Origin of the sequence: Streptomyces reniochalinae (assembly GCF_003323735.1) — a bacterium.
Lineage (GTDB): Bacteria > Actinomycetota > Actinomycetes > Streptomycetales > Streptomycetaceae > Streptomyces > Streptomyces reniochalinae.
The window spans coordinates 30,964-48,445 of the sequence record NZ_QOIM01000033.1 but is presented as its reverse complement, the minus strand read 5'-3'; the positions used below and the strand labels follow the sequence as shown (position 1 = coordinate 48,445).

At 73.6% G+C, this 17,482-nt stretch carries 14 protein-coding genes; 11 read left to right on the top strand and 3 right to left on the bottom strand.

All coding sequences use genetic code 11. The features are described from left to right. Positions 1-33: 33 nt before the first annotated feature. Together DQ392_RS13620 and DQ392_RS13615 are read left to right on the top strand one after the other, a co-directional pair. Positions 34-603, top strand: a complete 570-nt coding sequence (locus tag DQ392_RS13620; protein ID WP_114015855.1) for a GNAT family N-acetyltransferase — start codon at positions 34-36, stop codon at positions 601-603. Positions 604-705: 102 nt separating this feature from the next. After that, positions 706-2,415, top strand: a complete 1,710-nt coding sequence (locus tag DQ392_RS13615; RefSeq protein WP_114015854.1) for a proline--tRNA ligase — start codon at positions 706-708, stop codon at positions 2,413-2,415. 37 nt (positions 2,416-2,452) lie between these two features. Here DQ392_RS13615 and DQ392_RS13610 read toward each other — a convergent pair whose 3' ends face one another. The 3 genes from DQ392_RS13610 to DQ392_RS35825 all read right to left on the bottom strand — a co-directional run bounded on the left by DQ392_RS13610 (position 2,453) and on the right by DQ392_RS35825 (position 4,655). Further along, positions 2,453-3,406, bottom strand: a complete 954-nt coding sequence (locus DQ392_RS13610) for an aminoglycoside phosphotransferase family protein (protein WP_114015853.1) — start codon at positions 3,404-3,406, stop codon at positions 2,453-2,455. Positions 3,407-3,492: 86 nt separating this feature from the next. After that, positions 3,493-3,972 (bottom strand): ferritin-like domain-containing protein, encoded by a 480-nt coding sequence (locus DQ392_RS13605; protein ID WP_114015852.1) that lies wholly within the window; start codon positions 3,970-3,972, stop codon positions 3,493-3,495. Further along, positions 3,969-4,655: a hypothetical protein gene (locus DQ392_RS35825; protein ID WP_114015851.1), complete on the bottom strand. Its 687-nt coding sequence runs from the start codon at positions 4,653-4,655 to the stop codon at positions 3,969-3,971. Before DQ392_RS35825 ends, DQ392_RS13605 begins: the two co-directional genes overlap by 4 nt. A gap of 389 nt (positions 4,656-5,044) precedes the next feature. Between DQ392_RS35825 and rimP the strand changes: the two genes are divergently transcribed. The 9 genes from rimP (at position 5,045) to DQ392_RS13555 (ending at position 17,457) form a co-directional block, all read left to right on the top strand. Next, positions 5,045-5,617, top strand: a complete 573-nt coding sequence (gene rimP / locus DQ392_RS13595; RefSeq protein WP_114015850.1) for a ribosome maturation factor RimP — start codon at positions 5,045-5,047, stop codon at positions 5,615-5,617. A 2-nt stretch (positions 5,618-5,619) separates the two neighbouring features. Beyond that, positions 5,620-6,642: a transcription termination factor NusA gene (gene nusA, locus DQ392_RS13590; protein WP_114015849.1), complete on the top strand. Its 1,023-nt coding sequence runs from the start codon at positions 5,620-5,622 to the stop codon at positions 6,640-6,642. A 125-nt stretch (positions 6,643-6,767) separates the two neighbouring features. After that, a complete protein-coding gene (locus DQ392_RS13585) occupies positions 6,768-7,106 on the top strand; it encodes a YlxR family protein (protein ID WP_114015848.1) in 339 nt (112 codons plus the stop codon). Positions 7,107-7,207: 101 nt separating this feature from the next. Next, on the top strand, positions 7,208-10,231 hold the full coding sequence (infB, locus tag DQ392_RS13580) for a translation initiation factor IF-2 (RefSeq protein ID WP_114015847.1): 3,024 nt from the start codon (positions 7,208-7,210) through the stop codon (positions 10,229-10,231). A gap of 232 nt (positions 10,232-10,463) precedes the next feature. Next, positions 10,464-10,760: a DUF503 domain-containing protein gene (locus tag DQ392_RS13575; RefSeq protein ID WP_114015846.1), complete on the top strand. Its 297-nt coding sequence runs from the start codon at positions 10,464-10,466 to the stop codon at positions 10,758-10,760. Positions 10,761-10,969: 209 nt separating this feature from the next. Next, the gene (rbfA, locus tag DQ392_RS13570) at positions 10,970-11,446 is read left to right on the top strand and encodes a 30S ribosome-binding factor RbfA (RefSeq protein ID WP_114015845.1); all 477 of its coding nucleotides are present in this window, start codon (positions 10,970-10,972) and stop codon (positions 11,444-11,446) included. Positions 11,447-11,449: 3 nt separating this feature from the next. Beyond that, complete coding sequence (truB, locus tag DQ392_RS13565) at positions 11,450-12,376, top strand: tRNA pseudouridine(55) synthase TruB (RefSeq protein WP_114015844.1); 927 nt, start codon at positions 11,450-11,452, stop codon at positions 12,374-12,376. A 369-nt stretch (positions 12,377-12,745) separates the two neighbouring features. Beyond that, a complete protein-coding gene (locus DQ392_RS13560; protein ID WP_114015843.1) occupies positions 12,746-16,312 on the top strand; it encodes a serine protease in 3,567 nt (1,188 codons plus the stop codon). A gap of 197 nt (positions 16,313-16,509) precedes the next feature. Continuing rightward, positions 16,510-17,457: a bifunctional riboflavin kinase/FAD synthetase gene (locus DQ392_RS13555; RefSeq protein WP_114015842.1), complete on the top strand. Its 948-nt coding sequence runs from the start codon at positions 16,510-16,512 to the stop codon at positions 17,455-17,457. The last annotated feature ends 25 nt before the right edge of the window (positions 17,458-17,482 follow it).

The window sequence follows — 17,482 nt, the reverse complement described above, 5'->3', positions numbered from 1 at the left end:
CGCGGACACGGTGGAGGAAGTAACCTCCCCGCCATGCCGCACACAGCCGGGGCGCAGCTCCCGGACCCCCGGGAAGTGGTCACCGGCCCGCTCGACCTCACCGCCCGCGTCGACGAGGCGCTCGCCGTGCAGGCCGTCGCCTTCGGCCTGACCGACGACGAGGTGGGCGTGCGCAAGTACATCGTGCAGCGCCACATGACCTCGCCGGGCGCGCGGGCGCTGGGCGCCACCACCGAGGGTGACCGTCTCGTCGGCTTCGTCTACGGCATGCCGAACGACCGCTCGCACTGGTGGTCCACGGTGGTCGAGCCGTACCTGCGCCAGGAGGGGAACGAGGGCTGGCTGGAGGACGCCTTCGTCATCACGGAGTTGCACGTCCACCCGGCCTTCCAGCACCGGGGGATCGGGCGGGGACTGATCACTCGCCTCACCGACGGCGCGGCCGAGCCCCGTTCCCTGCTCTCGGCCCTCGACATCGACAGCCCGGCCCGCGCCCTCTACCACGGCCTCGGCTACCGCGATCTGGCACGGCGGGTGCAGTTCCCGAGCGCGCCGCAGCCGTACGCGGTGATGGGGGCGCCTCTGCCGCTGCTCGGGCGGTGACATTCGGTTTCCGTGCGGTCGGTCCGGGCGGATAGGCTCCGCCTCGACGAGTTCCGTCGAGTTCCGTCGATGTCGCCAGTACCGCCCCGAGCAGGAGTCCCCATGGCAGCCCGTGTCCAGCGTTTGTCCCGGTCGATGCTGAAGACGCTGCGCGACGACCCGGCCGACGCCGAGACGCTCAGCCACAAGCTGCTGGTCCGCGCCGGGTACGTCCGCCGTACCGCCGCCGGTATCTGGACGTGGCTGCCGCTGGGCAAGCAGGTGCTGGAGAACGTCACCCGCGTCGTCCGCGAGGAGATGGACGCGATCGGCGGCCAGGAGGTGCTGCTCCCGGCGCTGCTGCCCAAGGAGCCCTACGAGGTCTCGGGCCGCTACGAGGAGTACGGCGACCTGCTCTTCCGGCTCAAGGACCGCAAGGGTGGCGACTACCTGCTGGGCCCCACCCACGAGGAGATCTTCACGCAGGTCGTCAAGGACCAGTGCACCTCGTACAAGGACCTGCCGGTCACGATCTACCAGATCCAGACGAAGTACCGCGACGAGGCCCGCCCCCGCTCCGGCATCCTGCGGGGCCGCGAGTTCACCATGAAGGACTCCTACTCCTTCGACGTGTCGGACGAGGCGCTGGCCGAGTCCTACGCGGCCCACCGCGTCGCCTACCAGCGCATCTTCGACCGTCTCGGTCTGGACTACCGGATCGTCTCGGCGGTCTCCGGTGCCATGGGGGGCTCGGCCTCCGAGGAGTTCCTCGCGCCCGCGGCGGCCGGTGAGGACACCTTCGTGCAGTGCCCGCAGTGCGGTTACGCGGCCAACACCGAGGCCGTCTCGGTCACCGTGCGGCCCGCCTCCACGGAGGGCCACGGACCGGTGGAGAAGCTGGACACGCCGGACACCCCCACCATTGAGACCCTCGCCGCGCACCTGGGCGTGCCCGCGTCCGCCACGCTGAAGAACCTGCTGGTGAAAGTCGACGGCGAGATCACCGCGGTCGGCGTCCCCGGTGACCGCGAGGTCGACCTGGGCAAGCTCGCCGAGCACCTGGCGCCCGCCGAGGTCGAGGTCGTCACGGCCGAGGACTTCGAGGGCCGTGACGATCTGGTCCGCGGCTACATCGGCCCCCAGGGCGGCATGGCGGGCAAGGCCTTCCGCTACCTGGCCGACCCGCGCGTCGCCCCGGGCACCGCGTGGGTCACCGGCGCCAACGAGGAGGGCAAGCACGCCCGCAACGTGGTCTGCGGCCGCGACTTCGAGGTCGACCAGTACCTCGACGTGGTCGTCGTCGAGCCCGGCGACCCCTGCCCGAACTGCGGCGCGGGCATCGAGCTCGACCGCGCCATCGAGATCGGCCACATCTTCCAGCTCGGCCGCAAGTACGCCGACGCGTTCGAGCTGGACGTGCTCGGCCAGAACGGCAAGCCGGTCCGCGTCACGATGGGCTCCTACGGCATCGGCGTCTCCCGCGCGGTCGCCGTGCTCGCCGAGCAGAACGCCGACGAGCAGGGGCTGTGCTGGCCCCGCGAGATCGCCCCCGCCGACGTGCACGTCGTGGCGGCGGGCAAGGCGCAGCAGACCGAGGCGGCGCTCGAGATCGCCGAGCGGCTCGGCGCGGCGGGCGTCCGCGTACTGGTCGACGACCGCGCAGGCGTCTCTCCCGGCGTGAAGTTCACCGACGCAGAGCTGATCGGCGTCCCGACCATCCTGATCGCCGGGCGCGGCATCAAGGACGGCCTCGTGGAGCTGAAGGACCGGCGTACCGGCGAGCGCGAGGAGCTGCCCGTCGACGAGGCGGTCGCCCGCCTCACCCGGGACTGACCCACCCGTGCGGGGCCCCGCCGTGCCGGGGCCCCGGTCACAGCCAGGCGGCGAACTCCAAAAGCATCTCGGCGTCCGGCCCGTTGCCCGACGCGTGGTGGCGGCAGGCGGACTCGACCGCGCGGTAGAGGGCCCACTGGCGCACGCGCTCGCGCGGTACGTCGAGGGAGTCGGCGAGTTTGTTGACGCGTCTGCGGGTGGCGGCCGCCGAGCCGGTGGACGCCATCAGGTCGTGCAGCCGGTCGCGCACCAGCCGCGCCAGGTCGTAGGCGGGTTCGCCGACGAGGGGGTCGGGGCCCACGGTCAGCCAGCGGGCCCGCTGTTCGGGCAGGGCGGCGGCCAGCACGGCGCCCTGCCGGAAGTCGCCGTGCAGCAGCACGTCGGGCCCGGGCGCCGGCTCGGCCAGCATCGCCTCGCGGGCCTCCAGTGCCGCGGCCACCAGCGGTTCCGCGTCCGGGGGCACGGCGGTACGCATCGCCGCCGCCTCGTCCGCCGTGTGCGCCGCCACCGTCTCCAGACGGTGCCCGGCAGGCGGCGGTACCCACAGGCGCCGGACGACGGAGACGGCCTCCAAAGTGGCCTTGGCCTCCGGCAGCGACCGCAGCGACACCTCGCACCGCAGCCGCTCCAGCAGCAGTACGCCCTCCTCCTCGGCAGCGCGCAGCACCTGCACGGCGCCCAGCCCGTGCCAGGCGGTCAGGGTCTCGTGCTCGCGGGCCGCCCGCACGGGCGCCGGCGCCTCCTGCGGGGCGAACAGTTTCAGCGCGCCTGGTGTGCCGTCCGCCTGCCTGACCAGCACGACGAGGCTGCTGCGTCCGCCCGGTGTCACCACCCGTTCCGCTTCCAGATCCCACTGCTCCAGCCATCGCCGTAGCAGCGGGGGCAGCCCCCGCAGCCAGGTCCGTGCGGCGTCGGCCACCTCCGGGTCCGGTTGCGCCTCCAGGGCGCGTACGAGCCGCTGCGGGGGGTCGAGGGGCAGCACGGAAGCCATTCCGGGGCGGACCTTTCGTCAGCGCGACACGACAGTGGGGTCTGGGGGCAGCGGGTTCTGCGGGCGGCCGGGGACGGTCACGACGGTCACAGGGCGTCGGGGGTGCCCGAGCCGTCCGGCCCGCCGGAGGGCGAGGCGGGCGCTTCTCCGGCTCCCAGTTCGGTGAGGCCGGGGAAGGCGACGCCGCTGCCCTTCCAGCGCACCGAGCGGACCGCGGCCTCGCGCAGCGCGTCGGCGGCCGCACGCCGCCGCCTCCCCTCGCTTGCCCGCACCAGGTCGGCGTACACCCCCGCGAGGCGGTCCTCCAACTGGGCCGCGAGGCGCACGGCGGCGTCGCTGTCGGGCACGGCGAAGGGCAGCGCGTACGCGGCGGCGGCCGGCTCCGGGTCGCCGCCCAGCGAGCGGACCGTGCGGCGCAGCGCGTCCCGGCGGGAGCGGTGGGCGTCGTAGCACTCGCGCACCTGGCTCTTGCGGTCGGGGTCTATGCGTCCGCCGACGACTCCGTAGCCGTAGACGGCGGCGTGTTCGGCGCGCAACGCGGCCTGTACGGCGCTCAGTTCCGTCATCCGTCCGTCGCCTCCTCGCCCTTTCCGCCGTCCTGGCCGCCTTCTCCGTCGCCCGGGGCCTTGCCGTGCTCGTCGAGCAGGAGGCTGTGCGCCGCACCGCAGGCGGCTATCGAGGCGAGCACCCTGGCGACCTGGGGCTCCGCCCCGGCCAGCGCCTTCATCCGCGCGGAGGAGAGCCGGCGCTCGGCTTCGGCGAGCGCGGCGAGGGCCTTCTTCTCGTCCTCGGGGACCGAGGAGGTGTCCGGGCTGGGCGGCTTCCCCGACGGCTTGGGGCCGGCGCCGCTGTCCGGCTCCCCCTCCCGCCGGGGCGGGCCCGAGGGGGAGGAGGAGCCGTCTGACGCGGACGGTGCGGGGGAGGGGGAGCCGGTGCCGGACTCGCTGCCGCGCAGCACCCTGGCGTGCCGGGCGACCTCCGCGCGCAGCGGGCGCAGCCGCTCGGCCGTGGCGGGGTGCACCGTGACGGTGCCGTCGTAGCGGGCCAGCAGATGCTCGCTGTCGCGGGCCGCGCGGTCGCGCAGGCGTGCGGCCCCTTCCCGGTAAGCCGCGTCGTCCGTGCCGGCCCTCCCGTCCGTACAGCCCGCGGTGAGCGGCAGCGCGAGAGCCGCGCCACCGGCACCGAGCGCGCCGGTCAGCAGCGACCTGCGGCGCGGCCGGGCCGCTGCCGGTGGCGGCGTGAGCGACATGGGCACTCCCTGGAGGTGGACGGCGGGCTCGGCTCGGGCGGGGACGGGCGGACGGCCCGGTGGGCGGGTACGCGCGGGACGGGGGCCGGACCCGGGGCGCCGTGGCGGCACGCCGCTCACCGCCCCGCGAGAGTACCCGGGCCCCTCCTCCGTGCTGCCGCGGGCCACCCCGCGGCAGACGCGCGCGCACCCGGACGCCGCACACCGGACACCTGAGGCGGCACACGTGACGCTGTCGGCCGGGCGGCTCACCGCGAGGGCTCGGTCCCCGCGGCCGCGCGTTCGGCAACCGGGTCCGCGCAGCCCGCCACAGACGATAGGCTTGGGCGGCGACACGCCCCTGTCACGAGGCCCCCTACAACAGCACACGCGGCCGAGGAGTCACCCGGATGAGCACCACCCAGAGCGAGAGGCTGCGCGGACTGCTGGAACCGCTCGTCAGCAAGAGGGGGTTGGATCTCGAAGAGATCGCAGTGACCCCGGCCGGGAAGCGGCGCGTGCTGCGCGTCGTCGTGGACGCTGACGACGGGGTCCAGCTGGACACCTGCGCCGAGCTGAGCCGTGCCTTCTCCGAACTGCTCGACGAGAGCGACGCGATGGGCGGCGCCCCGTACGTGCTGGAGGTCACCTCGCCCGGGGCCGACCGCCCGCTGACCGAGCAGCGGCACTACCGCCGCGCCACCGGGCGGCTCGTCAAGGCGCAGCTCACCCCCGAGGCCGGTGGCGGCGAGGTGACCGCCCGGATCGTCGGTGTCGACGAGGAGGGTGTCGACCTCCAGGTACCGGGGGTCAAGGGGCGCAAGCCGACATCCCGCCGCCTGGCGTTCGAGGAGATCGCCAAGGCGCGGGTCGAGATCGAGTTCAACCGCAAGGCCGCGGACGCCGCCGGCGCAGCGCGGCCCACGTCCGCGGCTGACGGCGCCGAAGCCGCCGAGGACGACGAGAAAGAGGAGGAGGCGTAGCCGTGGACATCGACATGAGTGCCCTGCGTGGGCTGGTCAGGGAGAAGGAGATCTCCCTCGATCTGCTGGTCGAGGCGATCGAGTCGGCCCTCCTCATCGCGTACCACCGCACCGAGGGCAGCAGGCGCGACGCCCGCGTGGAGCTGAACCAGAAGACCGGGCACGTGACGGTCTGGGCGAAGGAGAGCGCCGAGGAGCTCGAAGAGGGCGCCCGGCCGCGGGAGTTCGACGACACCCCCACCGGTTTCGGCCGCATCGCCGCGACGACGGCCAAGCAGGTCATCCTGCAGCGGCTGCGGGACGCCGAGGAGGAGGTCACCTTCGGCGAGTACGCGGGCCGCGAGGGCGACGTCGTGGCGGGCGTCGTGCAGCAGGGCAAGGACCCCAAGAGCGTGCTGGTGGACATCGGCAAGCTGGAGGCGATCCTGCCCCCGCAGGAGCAGGTGCCCGGTGAGGACTACGCGCACGGCACCCGGCTGCGCACCTACGTGGTGCGGGTGGCGAAGGGCGTGCGCGGTCCCTCCGTGACGCTTTCGCGCACCCACCCCAACCTCGTGAAGAAGCTCTTCGAGCTGGAGGTCCCGGAGATCGCGGACGGTTCGGTGGAGATCGCCGCCATCGCCCGCGAGGCCGGTCACCGCACCAAGATCGCCGTGTGGTCGACGCGCTCGGGGCTCAACGCCAAGGGGGCCTGCATCGGCCCGATGGGCGGCCGGGTGCGCAACGTCATGGCGGAGCTGCACGGCGAGAAGATCGACATCGTGGACTGGTCGGAGGAGCCCGCGGATCTGGTGGCCAACGCGCTCTCGCCCGCACGGGTCAGCAAGGTGGAGATCATCGACCTGGCCGCCAGGTCGGCGCGCGTCACCGTGCCCGACTACCAGCTGTCCCTGGCCATCGGCAAGGAGGGGCAGAACGCCCGGCTCGCCGCCCGGCTCACCGGGTGGCGCATCGACATCCGTCCGGACACGGCGGACGCCGCCGGCGCGGGTGACGGCGCCAGCCAGGTGGCTGACCAGGACTGAGATCGGCCGCCTGCGCGGGATCCGGCCACGGTGTGTGGTCGGGTGCTTGCGTTCCGGCTGCGAATGAGTAACGACGTCCTCACCCCCCACGGGGTTACGGGGCTTCGGGGAGGTAGACTTCATCAGTGTCTGGCCGGACGCGCGCTCGGTCGCGCCCTCAGCGGACCTGCGTGGGCTGCCGGGAGTGCACCGACAAGGGCGCTCTGCTGCGAGTGGTGCTGACCGGGGGCAGCGTGATCCCCGATCTTCGCGGTAGGCTGCCCGGTCGGGGTGCGTATCTGCACCCCGTTCCCTCCTGTCTTGAGCAGGCCGTCCGGCGCCGGGCGTTCAACCGGGCCTTCCGGGGTCCGGGACCGTTCGACGTCGCACAGCTGCGCGAGCAGGTGGAGCGCAGCGCACAAGCACCGAAAGAAGCCCGTACGGAGCGTCCGTACCGGGAGAGGTACCTCGCGAGTGGGAAGTAGGTCGAGATTGCGATGAGCACTCGATGAGTACGCGATGAGTACGCCCATGCATCAGTAGCGAAGGTCCGGCGGACGATCTCCCCCGGGCCGTAAGGAGCGAAGTGGCTAAGGTCCGGGTATACGAACTCGCCAAGGAACTTGGAGTCGAGAGCAAGGTCGTCATGGCCAAGCTCCAGGAACTCGGCGAATTCGTCCGTTCGGCGTCCTCGACGATCGAGGCGCCGGTTGTCCGAAAACTGACTGACGCGTTCGACGCGAGCGGTGGCGCGAAGAAGTCCGCCGCGAAGCCCGCGGCGCCCAAGAAGGCCGCCCCCGGGTCGGCGGCGCCCAAGCCGGGCGCGAGCGCACCCAAGCCGGGCGCACCCAAGCCAGGCCCCAAGCCGGCCCAGCCGGCGCCCGAGGAGCCGGTCACCCCCGCGCCGGGCCCCGCCCAGGGTGAGGCGGCCCCCGCCGAGACCCCGAAGCCGGGCCAGGGCCCCAAGCCCGGGCCCAAGCCGGGTCCGCAGCCTGCCGCACCGGCCAAGCCGGACTTCCAGGCGCCGCCGGCCCCGAGCGGGCCGAAGCCGGGCGGTCCGCGCCCCGGCAGCCAGGGCCCCAAGCCGGGTCAGGCGCCGAGGCCGGGCGGCCAGGGCCGTCCGCAGGGCGGCGGCCAGGGCGCCAAGCCGGGCCAGGCCCCCAAGCCGGGCGGTCGTCCGGCCGGTCCGCGCCCGGGCAACAACCCCTTCACCTCCGGTGGCTCCACCGGCATGGCGCGTCCGCAGGCGCCCCGTCCGGGTGGCGCGCCCAAGCCGGGCCAGCCCCCGAAGCCGGGTGCCCCCAAGCCGGGCCCCGGTGGCGGCGGCGCCCAGGGTGGCCCGCGTCCGCAGGCCCCGGGTGGTCAGCGTCCTTCGCCGGGCAACATGCCGCGGCCGCAGGCCCCGCAGGGCGGCGGTCCGCGCCCCGGCGGTAACCGTCCGAACCCCGGCATGATGCCGCAGCGTCCGGCCGCGGGTCCGCGTCCGGGCCCGGGACGTGGCGGTCCGGGCGGCGGTGGCCGTCCGGGTGGCGGCGGCGGTGGCCGTCCCGGCTTCGGCGGTCGCCCCGGTGGTGGCGGCGGCGGTGGCCGTCCTGGTGGCGGCGGCGGTTTCGCCGGTCGTCCGGGTGGCGGCGGTCGTCCCGGCTTCGGCGGTCGTCCGGGTGGTCCCGGTGGCCGTGGTGGCACGCAGGGTGCCTTCGGCCGTCCCGGCGGCCCGGCGCGTCGCGGCCGCAAGTCGAAGCGGCAGAGGCGCCAGGAGTACGAGCAGATGCAGGCGCCGTCCGTCGGCGGTGTGATGCTGCCGCGCGGCAAGGGCGAGACCGTCCGGCTGTCGCGTGGTGCCTCGCTCACGGACTTCGCGGAGAAGATCAACGCCAACCCGGCGTCGCTGGTCCAGGTGATGTTCAACCTGGGCGAGATGGTCACCGCGACCCAGTCCGTCTCCGACGAGACGCTGCAGCTGCTCGGCGACGAGATGAACTACGTCGTCCAGATCGTCAGCCCGGAGGAGGAGGACCGCGAGCTGCTCGAGTCCTTCGACATCGAGTTCGGCGAGGACGAGGGCGGCGAGACGGCGCTCATGCCGCGTCCGCCGGTGGTGACCGTCATGGGCCACGTCGACCACGGCAAGACGCGTCTGCTGGACGCGATCCGCAAGACCAACGTCATCGCGGGCGAGGCCGGCGGCATCACCCAGCACATCGGTGCGTACCAGGCGGCGACGGAGGTGAACGGCGAGGAGCGCCGGATCACCTTCATCGACACCCCGGGTCACGAGGCGTTCACCGCCATGCGCGCCCGTGGTGCCAAGTCGACGGACATCGCGATCCTCGTGGTCGCGGCGAACGACGGCGTGATGCCGCAGACCGTCGAGGCGCTCAACCACGCCAAGGCGGCCGAGGTCCCGATCGTCGTCGCGGTCAACAAGATCGACGTCGAGGGTGCCGACCCGACCAAGGTCCGCGGCCAGCTGACCGAGTACGGGCTGGTGGCCGAGGAGTACGGCGGCGACACGATGTTCGTCGACATCTCCGCGCGCGAGGGTCTGAACATCGAGGACCTGCTGGAGGCGGTCGTCCTCACGGCGGACGCCTCGCTCGACCTGCGGGCCAACCCCGACCAGGACGCACAGGGCCTCGCGATCGAGGCCCACCTCGACCGCGGCCGCGGCGCCGTGGCCACCGTGCTGGTCCAGCGCGGCACGCTCAAGGTCGGCGAGACGATGGTGGTGGGCGACGCCTACGGCCGCGTCCGCGCGATGCTCGACGACAAGGGCGAGAACATCAAGGAAGCGGGTCCCTCGACCCCCGTCCTGGTGCTGGGTCTGACCAACGTCCCGGGCGCCGGCGACAACTTCCTGGTGGTGGACGAGGACCGCACGGCACGGCAGATCGCCGAGAAGCGCGCGGCGCGCGAGCGCAACGCCGCCTTCGCCAAGCGGACCCGCCGCGTCTCCCTGGAGGACCTGGACAAGGTGCTCAAGGCGGGCGAGGTGCAGCAGCTCAACCTCATCATCAAGGGCGACGCGTCCGGTTCGGTGGAAGCCCTGGAGTCCTCCCTGCTCCAGCTCGACGTCGGCGAAGAGGTCGACCTGCGCATCCTGCACCGCGGTGTGGGTGCGGTCACCGAGACCGACATCGACCTGGCGACGGGCTCCGACGCCATCGTCATCGGCTTCAACGTCCGCGCCGAGGGGCGTGCGACGCAGATGGCCGAGCGCGAGGGCGTGGACGTCCGCTACTACTCGGTCATCTACCAGGTGATCGAGGAGATCGAGGCGGCCCTCAAGGGCATGCTCAAGCCGGAGTACGAAGAGGTCGAGCTGGGTACGGCGGAGATCCGCGAGATCTTCCGCTCGTCCAAGCTGGGCAACATCGCCGGTGTCCTCATCCGCTCCGGCGAGGTGCGGCGCAACACCAAGGCCCGCGTCGTGCGCGACGGCAAGGTCGTGGCGGAGAACCTCAACATCGAGGGTCTGCGCCGCTTCAAGGACGACGTCACCGAGATCCGCGAAGGGTTCGAGGGCGGTATCAACCTCGGCAACTTCAACGACATCAAGGTCGACGACGTGATCGCCACCTACGAGATGAGGGAGAAGCCGCGCGGCTGATGGTTCCCTTCCGCCTGGGCCACCACCCGGAGGGGTGGTGGTCGGGCGACGGGCGGGCGAGATGAGGGAGAAGCCTCGCGGCTGACGCTCTCTCGTGGTCCGGGGCCGACCGGCGGAAGTAATTTCCGTCGATCGGCCCCGGCCGTTGCGTGTACGGTGCGGGGGACGCGTACGCCACCGGCTGCCGCCGGCGGCGCCCCAAGTGCCCCACGGGTGGCATGACCCGCACTGTATGTACGTAGGGACGCTGTCCTTCGATCTGCTTCTCGGCGACGTGCACTCGCTCAAGGAGAAGCGCTCCGTCGTCCGCCCCGTCCTCGCCGAGTTGCAGCGCAAGTACGCGGTGAGCGTGGCGGAGACGGGTGAGCAAAACCTCTACCGCAGGGCCCGCATCGGTCTGGCGGCGGTCTCCGGGGACGCGGGGCACCTGACCGACGTGCTCGACCGCTGCGAGCGGCTGGTCGCGGCACGCCCCGAAGTGGAGTTGCTGTCCGTCCGGCGGCGGTTCCACGGCGAAGACGACGAGTAGGCAGCCGGAAGCGAGACACCCGGACTTCCGGAACCGGCCTCGGGGCCTCTACCGGCACCGGGCCCGAACCTGGATACGGACGGACATCCGGGGCCCGTGCCCGTACGGGGCCCTGGGCCCACGGAGTGGGAAACATACGCGGGAACGCGAACAGACGCAGGAAGCCGCCTCGCGTGCGAGCGGGCGGCGCGGAGCAAGGAGACGGACCAGTGGCCGACAACGCACGGGCCCAGAGGCTGGCGGACCTCATCCGTGAGGTGGTCGCGGAGAAGCTGCACCGGGGGATCAAGGACCCGCGGCTCGGCACACATGTGACCGTCACGGACACCCGGGTCACCGGTGACCTGAGGGAAGCGACGGTCTTCTACACCGTTTACGGTGACGACGAGGACCGCAAGGCGGCCGCGGCCGGGCTGGAGAGCGCCAAGGGCGTGCTCCGCACGGCGGTGGGCCGGGCGGCGGGCATCAAGCACACGCCGAGCCTGGCGTTCGTGGCGGACGCGCTGCCGGAGAACGCCAAGACGATCGACGACGCGCTCGCCCGCGCCCGCGCCGCCGACGAGGAGGTGCGCAAGGCTTCCTCGGGCGCCTCGTACGCCGGGGAGGCGGACCCGTACCGCAAGCCGGGCGAGTCCGAGGCCGACGGTTCCCAGGACGGTGCCGACGGCGAGGACGAGAGCGCCTGAACCGTGGCACGCAAGAGAGACAACGGCCCCGGCGGACTGATCATCGTCGACAAGCCCGCCGGGTTCACCTCGCACGACGTCGTGGCCAAGCTGCGCGGTATGGCGCGCACTCGGCGCGTCGGGCACGCCGGCACGCTCGACCCGATGGCGACGGGCGTACTCGTCCTCGGCACCGAGCGGGCGACCCGGCTGCTCGGGCACCTCGCCCTCACCGAGAAGGAGTACGTGGCCACCGTCCGGCTCGGCCAGGAGACGGTGACCGAGGACGCGGAGGGCGAGATCACCGGCGCCAGGGGTGCCAAGGGACTGGAGCGGGCGCGTGTGGACGCCGCCGTGGCCGCGCTGACGGGCCGGATCGAGCAGGTCCCCTCAGCGGTCAGCGCCGTCAAGGTCGACGGCAAGCGTGCTTACGCGCGGGTGCGTGAGGGCGAGGAGGTGGAACTGGCGGCGCGGCCGGTCACCGTCTCCTCGTTCCTGGTGCACGACGTGCGCGAGGAGGAGGCCGAGGACGGTACCCCGGTCACCGACCTGCTGGTCTCGGTGGTCTGCTCGTCCGGCACGTATGTGCGGGCGCTCGCCCGAGACCTGGGAGCGGCACTCGGTACGGGCGGCCATCTGACAGCACTGCGGCGCACGCGCGTCGGCCCTTACGGGCTGGACGGCGCGCACACGCTGGCACAGCTCCAGGAGCGGGTGGACGCGGAAGAGCCGCTGCCCGTCGTCCCGCTGGGGCAGGCCGCGGCGGCGGCGTTCCCCCGCTGGGACGTCGACGAGGACCAGGCGCGCCGTATCGGGAACGGCGTGCAACTGCGCATGCCGGCGGCGCAGTTCGGCCCCGGCCCTGTCGCGGTATTCGCTCCCGGGGAGCGGTTCGTCGCTCTGGTGGAGCAGCGGGACGGCAGGGCCAGGAGCCTGGCCGTCTTCGTGTGAGGACGCTTGTGGCCGCCGTCGCCCCGCGCTGCGCCGGCCACCGCGTCGGCGACCTCCCCGTCTTCGTGTGGGTGAGGGCGCTGCCTGGGCCGGCCGTACCTTCGTCTTCGCTTCCGTCTTCGTGTGGGTGACGGCGCTGCCTGAGCCGGCCGTGCCTTCTCGCGAGTCTCCGTGGGGTGACGGTTCCGCGGGAGACGGATGTGCCTTCGTCTTCGTGTGGGGGACATCGCTTCACCCGGTCGGGCGGGCGCTCGGTGTGCAGCGCGGGCGCGGACGGGGGCGCTTTTCGTGCCGGACCTGTCGCCGCTGACCAGCACCGCTCTACGGTCGAGTCTGCGAGGTGGGCGGGGTCGGCGCGGAGGTGCACGGATGTCGGCGGTGTGCGGCAGACTGACGCTGGTGCGCGTGTGCGACCTGGCGGGCCGGGAGCGCGGGGTCGGCTTCCTCGCCGACGAGTTGGGCACCGTCGTCACCAGCCACGAAGCCGTGGACGGCCTGGCCGAGGTCGTCCTCCACGCGGGCACCGGCACCTGCCTGGCAGCGGACGGCGACATCACCCAGCTGCCCGAGTGGGACCTGGCGCTCGTCCGCACCCAGGGACTTGATCTCGCGCCGCTGGTGATCGGACGCGAGCGCCCGCACGCGGGCGGCCCGGTCGGCCTGCTCACCCCTGACGGCACCGTCTCCGCCACCCTGAGCGGGCCCTCGGGCGCCGTCTACACCTCCACCGTCCGCCACCACCGGCTGGAGCGCCTGCTCAGGCTCGACCTGCCCGAGGCGGACCGCACCCGTCTGCGGCTGTCCAGCAGGGCGACAGGCGCCCCCGTCGTGGACTCGGCCACCAGCGCCGTCCTCGGTGTCCTGGGCACCGCCCTGCACACCCCCCAAGGGGCCTCCCCCGCCCTCGCGGTGCCGCTGCACGCCGCCGCCGAGCTCACGCCCGACGGGCCGCTCGGCCTGCTGCTGCGGCGCAACGCAGCCTGTGCGCCCGGATTCGGACCCGACCTGAACCTGGCCGGGGTACTGCGGCTGGCCGCGGCCTCGGTGAGCCGCGCGACGGAGCGCTGCGCGCACGCGGTCGCCCGGCCCCTGGTGGCCGACACGCTCGACCGGTTCGCGTGCAGCCCGGCCACCGTCATCGCCCTGACCGGCGACCCCGGCGCGGGGCGCACCACCGAGCTGGCCGCCCTCGCCGCCCGCCGTGCGCGCGGCACCGTCCCCGCTCCCAGCGTCTGGCTGCGCGGCGCCGATCTGCGGCCGGACGACGGCGGTCTGCGGGACGCCGTCGGCCGCGCCCTCGCAGCGGCAGGCCGGGACCTCGCCGCTTGTTCACCCGACGCCCGCGCGGGGGCCCCGGACGGCACATCCGGCACAGGTGACCCCCGTGACACGGATCCCGACGTGGCGGCCCGTCTGGCACGTGCGGCGGGTCGTCCGTTGCTGGTCCTCCTGGACGCGCCGGAAGAGATGCCGCCTTTCCTCGCCTCGCGGCTGCGCCAGTGGGTTCAGCGCACCGCCGGCTGGCTGCGCACGACCGGCGTGCGGATCGCCGTGGCCTGCCGTCCCGCTTACTGGGAGCAGACGGGACCGCTGTTCCCTCCGGACATGCTGTTCACCGCGCCGGGGGCTGCCGGAAGTGTCCGGCTGGGCGCGCTGTCGCCGCACCAGGCCGCCCGCGTCCGTGCCGCGTACGGCTTGCCCGACGATGCCCTGGGGCCCCGCGACGCGGGGCACCCTCTGGCCATTCGGATGCTCGCCCAGGTACGTGCCGCACAGGGCCTCCGTGGCGGCGAGAGCGCCGAGCGGCAGCGGGAGGGAAGCGAGTCCCTGTCCGCGGAAGGTGCGCCCGAGTCGCTGTCCGGGGGAGGCGCCTCCGAGTCGTTGTACGCCGGGAGCGCGCGCCCGTCGCGGGGAACGGGGACGGTGCCGCGGCCGGCCCGGCACGAGATCCTCTCCGCGTTCTTCGACCTGCTCTGTCTGCGCGTCGCACACCGTCTCGCCTCTCGGGGGGCGGGAAGCGACGCGACGGCGGCCGACGCCGGCGGAAGCCGCACTGCGGAAGGGGACCCAGCGACGCCACGCCGGGCGGCGCCGCTCCCCGCGGCACCACGCCCCGCGACCGTCCGCAGGCTGGCCGCGCGGGTGTCGGGCCGGCTGCACGACGCCGCGCGGCGCTGCCTGGAAGACGGAGGCGGCGAGTTGAGCCGTGCGCTCTTCGACGAGCTCTTCCCCTGGGGCGGCGGATGGGCCTCCGCCGTGCTCGCGGAGGGCGCCCTCGCCCCGGCGGGCGACGGATACCGCTTCGTGGACGAGGAACTCGCCGACTGGCTCCAGGGCGGCCATCTGCTGCTCGACGCGGCGTTGGAGAGGCTCGTGCACCGCAGGAGCGGTGCTGTCGCGGCGCCCGTGCCGCGACACCGGATCGGGCCCGTTGTCCAGGCGCTCCTGCTGTGCGACCGCAGGGAGGGTCCGGAAGCCCTCGCGCCACGCCTGCGGCGGCTGGTGGGCGCCCTCGGAGCAGGCCGCACGGACACCGACGCGGCGTGGTGGGCCGCGCGCCTGCTGTCAGAGACACTGCGGCGGATGCCGGACGCGCGTCCGTATGCGCGGGTGCTCAGGAGCCTGGCCGAGCACGTGGCCGGCCGCGAGCCCGGCGGGGAGTCCGACGCCGCGACGGAGGAAGGGCTCGGGCCCGGCTTCTGGCGTGCGCTGCCGTTGAGGGCCGCCCCCAAGGCGGAGCTGCTGCGCCTGCTGCTGCCCGCCGACCCGCCCGCGGACGCTCTGGGGCGGGGCCAGGGCCGCCGCCGGGACCGGTACGTGGACGTACTGGGCGAACTGCTGGCAGCCGAGCCCCGCACTCTCCAGCCACTGCTGTGCGAGTGGTTCAGCGACCTGCGGCCGCTGCGCAGACGGGCCGACATGCGGATCGAGCCCCCGCCCACCGTCGCAGGGGCCGCGCAGGCGCTCCTGCACACCCACCGCGGGCGCGCCGTGGACGAGCTGTGTGACGCGCTCGCGGCGGCCGCGCATCCCCGCGCCGACGACCTGCTCGCCGAGCTGGCCGACGACGAACCCTCCGCGCTGTGCACAGCGGTGCACCGGTGGGCACGGGACCCGCGCGACCAGCGGGCGGTGACGTCCGCCACCTACGCGCTACGGCTCGCCCGCCGGAACGGCACGGAGAGCGACCGCGAGTCGCTGCGCCGGGCCGCCCGCGCGCCGCTGAGTCGCGCGCGGATCCACGACTCCCACGAGGTCGCGCTCACCGTCCTCGTCCGTGATCCGCGCAGCCGTCCGCGCCACCTGGAGGCCGCGCTGCGGCGTTTCGCCGAGACAGGCGGCAGCGAACTGGCCGCCGCGCTCGGCAACGCGTGTACGACCCACCCGGAGCAGGTGTTCGCCGCCTTCCACACGCTCTTGACCGATCCCGCCTCCGCCGCGGCGCGCTCCCAGGCGGTACGGTCCCTCGCCTGCCTGCGTACCCCCGCTCTCGCCCGGCGGGCGGCGACGCTGGTACGGCAGCACGCCGCGGTGAGCCCCTGGCCGGCCTGCGAGGATGTGGCCGCCTATGTGGCGATCAGGCTCCGCCATGGTCCCGCCGCCCGCGCGGTGCTGCGCCCCTTGGTGGGGGAGCTGCTGCGCGACCAGGGGACCGCGTTCCGTACGCGGCTGGCTCGTACGCTCGGTGCCGGACGAGGCCGCCTCCGCGACGAACTGCTCGACCTGCTGGTGGCCGGCGAGTCCGAAACCTCCGTCCTGGAGGCCGCGCTGGAGGCGGTGATGCGGGGCACGACGGTGCCGGCCCCTCGACAGGGGGGTGAGAACCCGGAGGATCAGCTGGTACGGCGGATCGGGCTCCGCATGGGCACCACCGCGCGGGGTGCCGCCGCCTTCGACCGGACGCTTGCCCGGCTCGCCCCTGAACGGTCCGGGTGACCCGGCGGCGGAACGACCGCCCGAGGAGCGGCTCTGCGGGCCGCTGCCGCCTGCCCCTCGGGGGTCCCCCGACCGGCCCTGGAGGTGGGTCCGTGCGGGGCTCAGGCGCACGGCATGGCACCCTTGGACCGGCGAGACCGATCGTCATCACCATCGGCTGAAGACACTGGCGAACCAGGTAGCGACGAGGAGCAGACGTGCAGCGCTGGCGTGGCTTGGAGGACATCCCCGAGGGCTGGGGGCGCAGCGTCGTCACCATCGGCTCGTACGACGGGGTGCACCGGGGGCACCAGCTCATCATCGGGAAGGCGGTGCAGCGCGCCAGGGAGCTGGGGGTGCCCGCGGTCGCTGTCACCTTCGACCCGCATCCCAGCGAGGTGGTGCGGGCGGGAAGCCACCCTCCGCTGCTGGCGCCGCACCACAGGCGTGCGGAACTCATGGGCGAACTGGGCGTGGACGCCGTCCTCGTGCTGCCCTTCACCGCCGAGTTCTCCCAGCTCTCGCCCGCCGACTTCGTGGTGAAGGTCCTCGTGGACAAGCTCCACGCGCGCAGCGTCGTAGAGGGGCCCAACTTCCGTTTCGGCCACAAGGCGGCAGGCACCGTGGAGTTCCTCGCCGAACTGGGGGAGACCTACGACTACGAGGTGATCGTCGTCGACCTCTTCGAGCGTGACCGCAGTGGTGAGGCGTTCTCCTCCACCATGGCGCGGCGGCTGGTCGGAGAGGGCGATGTGCGCGGCGCCGCCGAAGTGCTGGGCCGTCCGCACCGGGTCGAGGGGATCGTGGTGCGAGGAGCGCAGCGCGGCCGCGACCTGGGCTACCCCACGGCGAACCTCGACACGCTCGCGCACACCGCCGTCCCCGCCGACGGCGTGTACGCCGGCTGGCTCACGGTCGAGGGCGAGGCCATGCCCGCGGCGATCTCCGTCGGGACGAACCCGCAGTTCGAGGGCACCGAGCGCACCGTCGAGGCGTATGCGATCGACCGCGTCGACCTCGACCTGTACGGCATGCACGTAGGGGTCGACTTCCTCGACTACATCCGGGGCCAGGAGAGGTTCGACACGCTCGGCGCGCTCACGGCACGGATGGCGCAGGACGTGGACGAGGCCCGGGCGAAGGTCGCGGCGGCTGACGGGAGCTGAACTCTCCCGCACCGAGGGGCCTGCG